Source organism: Paracoccus aestuariivivens, from assembly GCF_009711225.1.
GTDB classification, from domain to species: Bacteria; Pseudomonadota; Alphaproteobacteria; order Rhodobacterales; family Rhodobacteraceae; genus Paracoccus; species Paracoccus aestuariivivens.
Genome location: NZ_WMIE01000059.1, coordinates 1 through 1,351, shown reverse-complemented (window position 1 = coordinate 1,351; position 1,351 = coordinate 1). Strand labels below are relative to the sequence as shown.

1 protein-coding gene, 1 tRNA gene and 1 pseudogene are annotated in these 1,351 nt (G+C 55.9%); 2 read left to right on the top strand and 1 reads right to left on the bottom strand.

Going from position 1 to position 1,351, the window contains the following annotated elements; all coding sequences use genetic code 11:
* Nucleotides 1-35 precede the first annotated feature (35 nt).
* Nucleotides 36-112 (top strand) — tRNA-Met (locus tag GL286_RS22040).
* A 261-nt stretch (nucleotides 113-373) separates the two neighbouring features.
* On the opposite strand, the pseudogene GL286_RS22035 reads toward GL286_RS22040, so the two are convergent.
* Nucleotides 374-769, bottom strand: a pseudogene (locus GL286_RS22035) (Mu transposase domain-containing protein); the annotation flags it as partial.
* Between the two features lie 202 nt (nucleotides 770-971).
* Between GL286_RS22035 and rfbC the strand changes: the two are divergent.
* On the top strand, nucleotides 972-1,351 hold a 380-nt coding region (gene rfbC / locus GL286_RS22030), incomplete at its 3' end, for a dTDP-4-dehydrorhamnose 3,5-epimerase (RefSeq protein WP_155097696.1).

Below are 1,351 nucleotides of genomic sequence, written 5' to 3'. Positions count from 1 at the left end.
AACGATCAAAAAGCGCTATCTATCAGCGCAAATGGCGCGGGGTAGAGCAGCCCGGTAGCTCGTCAGGCTCATAACCTGAAGGTCGTAGGTTCAAATCCTACCCCCGCAACCAAATCACAAAAAATATCAAACCAAAAAACCGCCAAAATGGCGGTCGTTCGCGTTCAAACTATGTTGTGTGTATGAGGCGTCTCAGACCCATTGATTTTGGGTATTTTTGGTCTTGGTTGCGTTTGCCAGAAGTTCGCCGAAACAGATGGTCGTTGGGTTGCTGTCATTCGTCCTGGATGAGGATTGGGGGTTTTCGGTCTGGGTCAATCCGGGTTTGGCGCATGCTGTCTCCCTTGAGTTCGATGCGATGGGCGTTGTGTATGATGTGCACGACGACACGGTCATGATTGTGGGAGATCTCGACCATCCGGTGCGTTATCTGTACGTCGACCTTCTTGTCGATCAGGCGGTGCGGCACGGAATAAAAGCTGTGCAGCACATCGATATGGTAATCGGGATGGACCTTGTCCCGCTTCCATTCGGCATACCCGAAGGGTTCCGGAGGGTTCCGGAGGTAGTGCCTGCAGGGTGGGCCGCGCGATCTCGTCAAACAGATCGCGGCGAGACCGGCCGATCCGCCGCATCGGGCGACCGTTGAGGTCGACAAGAAGTTCAGCGCCTCGACCTTGCCTTTATCCCGGGGCTTGCGCGGCCGCATGGGTAGCACGGTTGTGTCGTAATGCACCGCCATGTTGGCGAAGGTCTTCTCCGTCTTAGGTCGATGTTAGGGAGTGAGCTTCCCAGACAGTTGACCTAGACTTGAGAAGGTCTGACGCCGTTCGGCGCAAGTCACCACCAATCTCAGGCTGGCAGGTTTTTCTTGTGAAGAGGGGAAGGGGGGAGTAGGTCGCGACGGTGGCGCGATTTGCCCAATAGCACTGTGATGCCAGACATACTGATAATCAAAGCCAAAAGAGAAAATGAATATTTCCAATACCCCGCTTCCCGGCATCATGATCCTTGAGCCCCGGCGTTTCGGAGATTCTCGCGGGTTTTTCTCGGAAAGCTGGAATCGTAAGACCCTGCGGGAAGCAGGCGTCGAGTTGCCCGAGTTCGTTCAGGACAACCATTCGATGTCCTCGACGGTAGGGACCTTGCGCGGTCTGCATTTCCAGTCGCCGCCGCATGCCCAGGGCAAGCTCGTTCGTTGCGGGCGGGGGCGGCTTTTTGATGTCGCTGTCGATATCCGTAAAGGCAGCCCCACTTACGGCAAATGGGTGGGTGAGGAGCTTTCTTTCGAAAACGGTCGTCAGCTGTGGATTCCGGCGGGCTTCCTGCACGGTTTCGTCACGCGCGAGCC